6 protein-coding genes and 1 pseudogene are annotated in these 5503 nt (G+C 67.8%); 5 read left to right on the top strand and 2 right to left on the bottom strand.

The genetic code is table 11. From position 1 onward, the window contains the following. Positions 1 to 205, bottom strand: a 205-nt coding sequence (locus tag HUK82_RS14120) for a hypothetical protein (protein WP_176614570.1), incomplete at its 3' end; no start/stop codon positions are given. Between the two features lie 112 nt (positions 206 to 317). Next, positions 318 to 1307, bottom strand: a complete 990-nt coding sequence (locus HUK82_RS14115; protein WP_246495871.1) for a LysR family transcriptional regulator — start codon at positions 1305 to 1307, stop codon at positions 318 to 320. A 117-nt stretch (positions 1308 to 1424) separates the two neighbouring features. On the opposite strand from HUK82_RS14115, the gene HUK82_RS14110 reads away from it, so the two are divergent. The 5 genes and pseudogenes from HUK82_RS14110 to HUK82_RS17495 all read left to right on the top strand — a co-directional run. Further along, positions 1425 to 2579 carry a serine hydrolase domain-containing protein gene (locus HUK82_RS14110; protein WP_176614566.1) on the top strand — a complete coding sequence of 385 codons (1155 nt, stop codon included), beginning with the start codon at positions 1425 to 1427 and terminating at the stop codon, positions 2577 to 2579. 83 nt (positions 2580 to 2662) lie between these two features. Continuing rightward, positions 2663 to 3655: a phosphate ABC transporter permease subunit PstC gene (pstC, locus tag HUK82_RS14105; RefSeq protein ID WP_373318240.1), complete on the top strand. Its 993-nt coding sequence runs from the start codon at positions 2663 to 2665 to the stop codon at positions 3653 to 3655. 7 nt (positions 3656 to 3662) lie between these two features. Beyond that, complete coding sequence (gene pstA, locus HUK82_RS14100; protein ID WP_176614567.1) at positions 3663 to 4556, top strand: phosphate ABC transporter permease PstA; 894 nt, start codon at positions 3663 to 3665, stop codon at positions 4554 to 4556. A gap of 37 nt (positions 4557 to 4593) precedes the next feature. Next, positions 4594 to 5385, top strand: coding sequence for a phosphate ABC transporter ATP-binding protein PstB (gene pstB, locus HUK82_RS14095; protein ID WP_176614571.1), 792 nt, complete (start codon positions 4594 to 4596; stop codon positions 5383 to 5385). A 16-nt stretch (positions 5386 to 5401) separates the two neighbouring features. Continuing rightward, positions 5402 to 5503 (top strand): annotated as a pseudogene (locus HUK82_RS17495) (phosphate signaling complex protein PhoU); the annotation flags it as partial.

The following is a 5503-nucleotide window of genomic DNA, read 5'->3' as shown; positions in this document are numbered from 1 at the left end:
CTGCCGTGGGGGCGGCGACGGTCATGGGCTTGCGGGCCGGGGCGACTGCCTTGTGACGCGGTTCGGCCGCCGCCGCCAGAAGGGGCAGCTGCGCCAGCAGAACCATGCCCGCCGTGGCCAGAGCCGTGCGACCACGATAGGTCCGGCGCCCGGCGGGATCGAGCAGAACGCGCGCCTTTTTGTCCAGATGGTCCATGTCGTTCACGCGTCGTCCCCCTCAACTACCGTCCGATTTCCGTTTCGAAACGATAACGGTGTGGTCCGCCATCACGAAGCACAAAGCATGGGACACCCTGTAACGAAAAACGCAACACCCGTTAAAGTCCGATCCGGCCCTGCTCCTCGAGGAACTGGCGCAGGGCCTTGTGCAGCGCGCGCGCCGCGAACGGCATCCCCCGGCCCGGCACCACGCACAGATCGATCGACGTCTCGATGGCCGCCCCGCGCGACAGGGGGACCGCGACCAGCTGCCCGTTGGCGATCTCGCGCCGGCAGCAGATCGGCGGCAACACCAGCGCCGCGATCCCGCGTATCGCCAGTTCCTTCTGCGCGACGAGCGATCCGGTGACGAACACCGGATCGAGCGTCGTCCTTGCCTCGGCCGCGGCGCGATCAAGCCTGCGGCGCACGCCGTAGGTCTCGTCGGGCAGCGCCAGCGCATGGCGCGTCAACGCCGCCATGGACACCGGACCACCGCCGACCAGCGGGTGATCCGCGCCCACGATGACCGCGTGATCCACGGCACATCCCCATTGCACGAACCCGCGCGCCGTCTCCGGTGTGAAGATGCTGACGCCCAGATCGGCGGCGAAATCCGTCAGGGCCGTGAACAGGTCGCTGACGCGACTTTCGCGGATATGAAACCTGATGCCAGGATAGCGCTGATGCAGTGCCGTGACGACGGGCACCAGGAACTCCGCCAGCATCGCGCCCCCGGCCTGCACCGTCACCGTGCCCCGCTGGAGTCCACGCAGATCGTCGAGCAGCGCCCGTGTCGCCCGCAGATCGTTCACCAGTCCCGGCGCCCGGCGCGCGAGAATTGCGCCCGCTTCGGACAGACGCATGCCGCTGGCGTTCCGGTCGATCAGTTCGGCGTTGAAGTAATGTTCCAGCGCGTCGATCTGCCGCGAAAGCGCCGTGGGGGTCATGCCAAGCTTCTGCGCGGCCTGCCGCAGCGACGCGCTGGCCGCCACCACCACGAACAGGTCCAGCGCCTTGACGTTCATACCCACCTCTGTCGGACCGCGCACGAGCGACCATGGCCGCACCGGATCGCGCAGTTCAGCCCAGCGCCGGTCGTCGCGCAAGTTCGATGCGTTTTCGAAACACCCGTGTCTGCTTGCAAAACGGCACGAACCCGCCAATACAGGAAACCCGGCCCAAGGCCACCGCCCGCGATTTCCGCCTCCAGAGCAGGAGCCACCGTGCACCCGACGGCCGCCACCCGCCGACAGATCCTGGGCCTCGGCGCCCTCGCCGCTACGACGGCCTGCGCGCCGCGCGCCACTACACCGATCGCCCGTTTCACCGCTGTGGACGATACTCTGGCCGGTGCGATCGCCGCCGGTCGCACGCCCGGCGGCGTGGTCGTGATCGGCCATGGCGGCACACCCGTTCACGCCTGTGCTCTGGGGCAACAGGCGCTTGTGCCGCAGAGCGAGCCGATGCGCCTGACGACGCGGTTCGACATGGCATCCCTCACCAAGCCGACCGTAACCGCGCCCTGTCTTATGCAGTTCTGGGAGCGCGGGGCCTTCGTGCTGGACGATCCGGTGGCGCGATTCCTGCCCGCGTTCGGCGGCCAAGGCAAAGCCGGCATCACCATTCGCCACGTGCTGACCCACTATTCCGGCCTGCCGCCGGACCTGCCGCTGGACACACCCTGGTCGGGCAAGCCGGAGGCGGTGCGACTGGCCATGGCATCGCCGCTGATCGCGTCGCCCGGCGCGCGTTTCATCTATAGCGACATCAACTTCATCGTCGCGGGCCTGCTGGTCGAGCATTTTTCCGGCACGACGCTCGACGCCTACGCGGGCAAGGCGCTTTTCGCCCCACTCGGCCTGCGCGACAGCCTCTTCCAGCCGCCGCCTGCCCTGCGACCGGAGATCGCGCCGACCCAGTTCGACGACCATGGCACGCTGCTGCGCGGCGTCGTGCACGACCCGACTGCACGCCGCATGGGCGGTGTCGCGGGCCACGCCGGTCTGTTTTCCGACGCCCATGACATGAGCGTCTATGCCCAGAGCCTGCTCGACCGGCGCTCCGGTCGACCCAGCGCCTATCCGCTGAAGCCGCAGACGCTGGTCCTGATGACCACGCCGCAGCAGCCCGCCGGGCGGGGCGACCTGCGCGGGCTTGGCTGGGACATCGCGACCCATTATTCATCGCCGCGCGGCGACCGGTTCGGCCCGGGGTCCTTCGGGCACACCGGCTTTACCGGCACGTCGCTCTGGCTGGACCCGGCCAGCGACAGCTATGTGTTGATCCTGACCAACCGCGTTCATCCCGACGGCAAGGGGAACGTTGTGGCGTTGCGCCACGATATCGCGACGCGGGCCGCGATTGCCCTGGGCCTCTGACCGCAGCGCCCGGGACGGTCGGAGCATGTCATGAAAGTTTCATCGGAGAGCCTGTCGGTGCCCTGTTGTGTCCACGCCGCATTATGGGTAACTCGGCCCTCACCGGCTTCCCGCAGACGAGAGAGTTCCGCCCGATGACCGGCGCCGCCAAGACCTCCGCCCTGTCAGACACCCTGTTCAGCACCATTGTGCGGCTCAGCGGCCTGCTGATCCTGTTGATCGTCGGCGGTCTGATCGCGGTCCTGTGTCGCGGCGGTGTCGCGGCGTTCCACGCGTTCGGCGCGCATTTCCTCGTCTCTAGGATCTGGAATCCCGTCACGGACGTGTACGGCGCGGCCGCCCCTGTGTTCGGCACGCTGGTCACCACGTTTCTGGCCGTCGTCATGGCGGTACCGCTTGCCTTCGGGGTGGCCTTCTGGCTGGCCGAAATGGCGCCCGCAGCCATCGCGGGCAGCGTAGCGACGGCGGTCCAGCTGCTGGCCGCGGTGCCGTCCATCATCTACGGCATGTGGGGCTTTTTCGTCATCGTGCCGTTGATGGCCTCGCATGTGGAACCCTTCGCCACCCACACATTCGGGCATCTCCCGCTGATCGGGACGCTGTTTAGCGGCGCGCCCTACGGGACCGGGCTGCTGACCGGCGCCATCATTCTCGCCATCATGATCACGCCGTTCATGTGCGCGGTCATGCGCGACGTCTTCGTCTCCATGCCCGCAGTACTACGGGAAAGCGCCTATGGCCTTGGCGCGACGCGCTGGGAAGTCATGCGACAGGTCACCCTGCCCTGGTCGCGGCAGGCAGTGATCGGCGGCGTGGTGCTGGGCATGGGCCGCGCCATGGGCGAGACGATGGCCGTCACCTTCGTGATCGGCAACAGCAACCGCATCAACTGGTCACTGTTCGCGCCCGGCAACACCATCGCCTCCCTGATCGCGCTGGAATTCCCCGAGAGCCCGGCCGGCAGCCTCAAGCTCGCGGCGTTGCTGGCCCTGGGCTTCATCCTGATGACGATTTCCTTCCTGACGCTGGCCGGGTCGCGCATGCTGCTGCGCCGCAAGCCCGCGACCAGCCATTGACGCGCCGATGACCAGCACACCCCCCATCGCCCTGTCCGATGCCCCCCCGCGCGGGTGGCAGACCACCGGCCTTCTCGCCGCCCGGCGCCGCCTGCGCGACCGGCTGGCCACGGGCCTGAGCTGGGCGGCCACGGCTCTGGTGCTGGTGATTCTGGCCTCGATCCTGCTGTCGCTGCTGCTCAAGGGGCTGCCGGGTCTGACGCCGGGGGCGCTGTTCCGTTCCTCCGCCCCGCCCGGGGCGCATGGCGGTCTGGCCAACGCCATCGTCGGCAGTCTCGAACAGACCGGGCTGGCGCTGCTGATCGGCACGCCGCTCGGTCTGCTGGGGGGGATTTTCCTGGCCGAATACGGGCAGGAAAGCCGCTTTTCGACCCTGGTGCGCTTTGTGTCGGATATGCTGCTGTCGGCGCCATCGATCCTGATCGGCCTGTTCGTCTATCTGGTGATCGTGGCGCCGCAGGGCCATTTCTCGGGCTTTGCCGGCGCCATCGCGCTGGCGATCCTCGCCATGCCGATCATCGTCCGCACGACCGAGGACATGCTGCGCCTCGTGCCCGTGTCGATGCGTGAGGCAGGCATGGCGCTGGGGGCGCCGCGCTGGCGGGTCATCGTGTTCCTGTGCCTGCGGGCTGCGCGCGGCGGCGTGCTGACCGGCATCCTGCTCGCTCTCGCGCGTGTGGCGGGCGAGACGGCGCCGCTGCTGTTCACGTCGCTGGGCAACATGACATGGTCGCTCAACCTGAACGCCCCGATGGCCAGCCTGCCGGTGGCCATCTATCAGTATGCCGGCTCAGCCTACGACGACTGGGTGCAGCTTGCCTGGACCGCCGCCCTCCTGATTACCGCGGGCGTGCTTCTGATCAACATTCTTGTCCGCTTCGGCTTCCGGCGCGGAACGTGAGCACGGGCCCCTTGCGATGAACCAGCTCCCTTCCTCCATGTCCGTCCTTCACGACGCGCCGTCCACCGTTTCGACGGACATCGCCCTGTCGGTACGCGCACTCGATTTCTGGTATGGCGAACACCGGGCGCTGAAGGCGATCGACCTCGACTTTCCGCGCCGTCAGGTGACCGGCATGATCGGCCCCTCGGGCTGCGGCAAATCGACGCTGCTGCGCGTGCTCAACCGGATGTACGACCTGTATCCCGGCCAGCGCGCCACCGGCGAGGTCGTGTTCGATGGGCGCAACATCCTGTCGCCGGGCGTCGACCTGAACGTGCTGCGCTCGCGCGTGGGCATGGTGTTCCAGAAACCCACGCCCTTTCCGATGTCGATCTACGAGAACATCGCGTTCGGCGTGCGGCTGCATGAGCGCCTGTCCCGGGCCGACATGGATGCCCGGATCGAGGACGTGCTCAAACGCGTGGCTCTCTGGACCGAGGTGAAGGACCGCCTGCGCGCGCCCGCCGCGGCGTTGTCCGGCGGCCAGCAGCAGCGCCTGTGCATCGCGCGCACCATCGCCACCCGGCCCGAAGTGGTACTGCTGGACGAGCCGACAAGCGCGCTCGACCCCGTCTCGACGGCCCGGATCGAGGAGCTTCTGGACGAACTGAAGCAGGATTTCACGATCGCGATCGTGACGCACAACCTGCAACAGGCCGCACGCTGCGCCGATCAGGTGGCGTTCTTCTATCTCGGCGAACTGGTCGAGGTCGACAGCGCGGGACAGATGTTCACCGCGCCGCGCCAGCGCCGCACACAGGACTATATCACCGGACGCTTCGGCTGAAGCACAAGAGGGTCGGATGAACCGCGAGAGCGCGCACACGGTCAAGAGTTACGAACAGGAACTGGGGCAACTCCGTGCGATCATGGCGCGGATGGGCGGTCTTGTGGAGAGCCAGACG

This window comes from Ameyamaea chiangmaiensis, from assembly GCF_013376175.1.
GTDB classification, from domain to species: Bacteria; Pseudomonadota; Alphaproteobacteria; order Acetobacterales; family Acetobacteraceae; genus Ameyamaea; species Ameyamaea chiangmaiensis.
The sequence above is the reverse complement of the archived record's forward strand: the minus strand, read 5'-3'. Positions and strand labels throughout refer to the sequence as shown.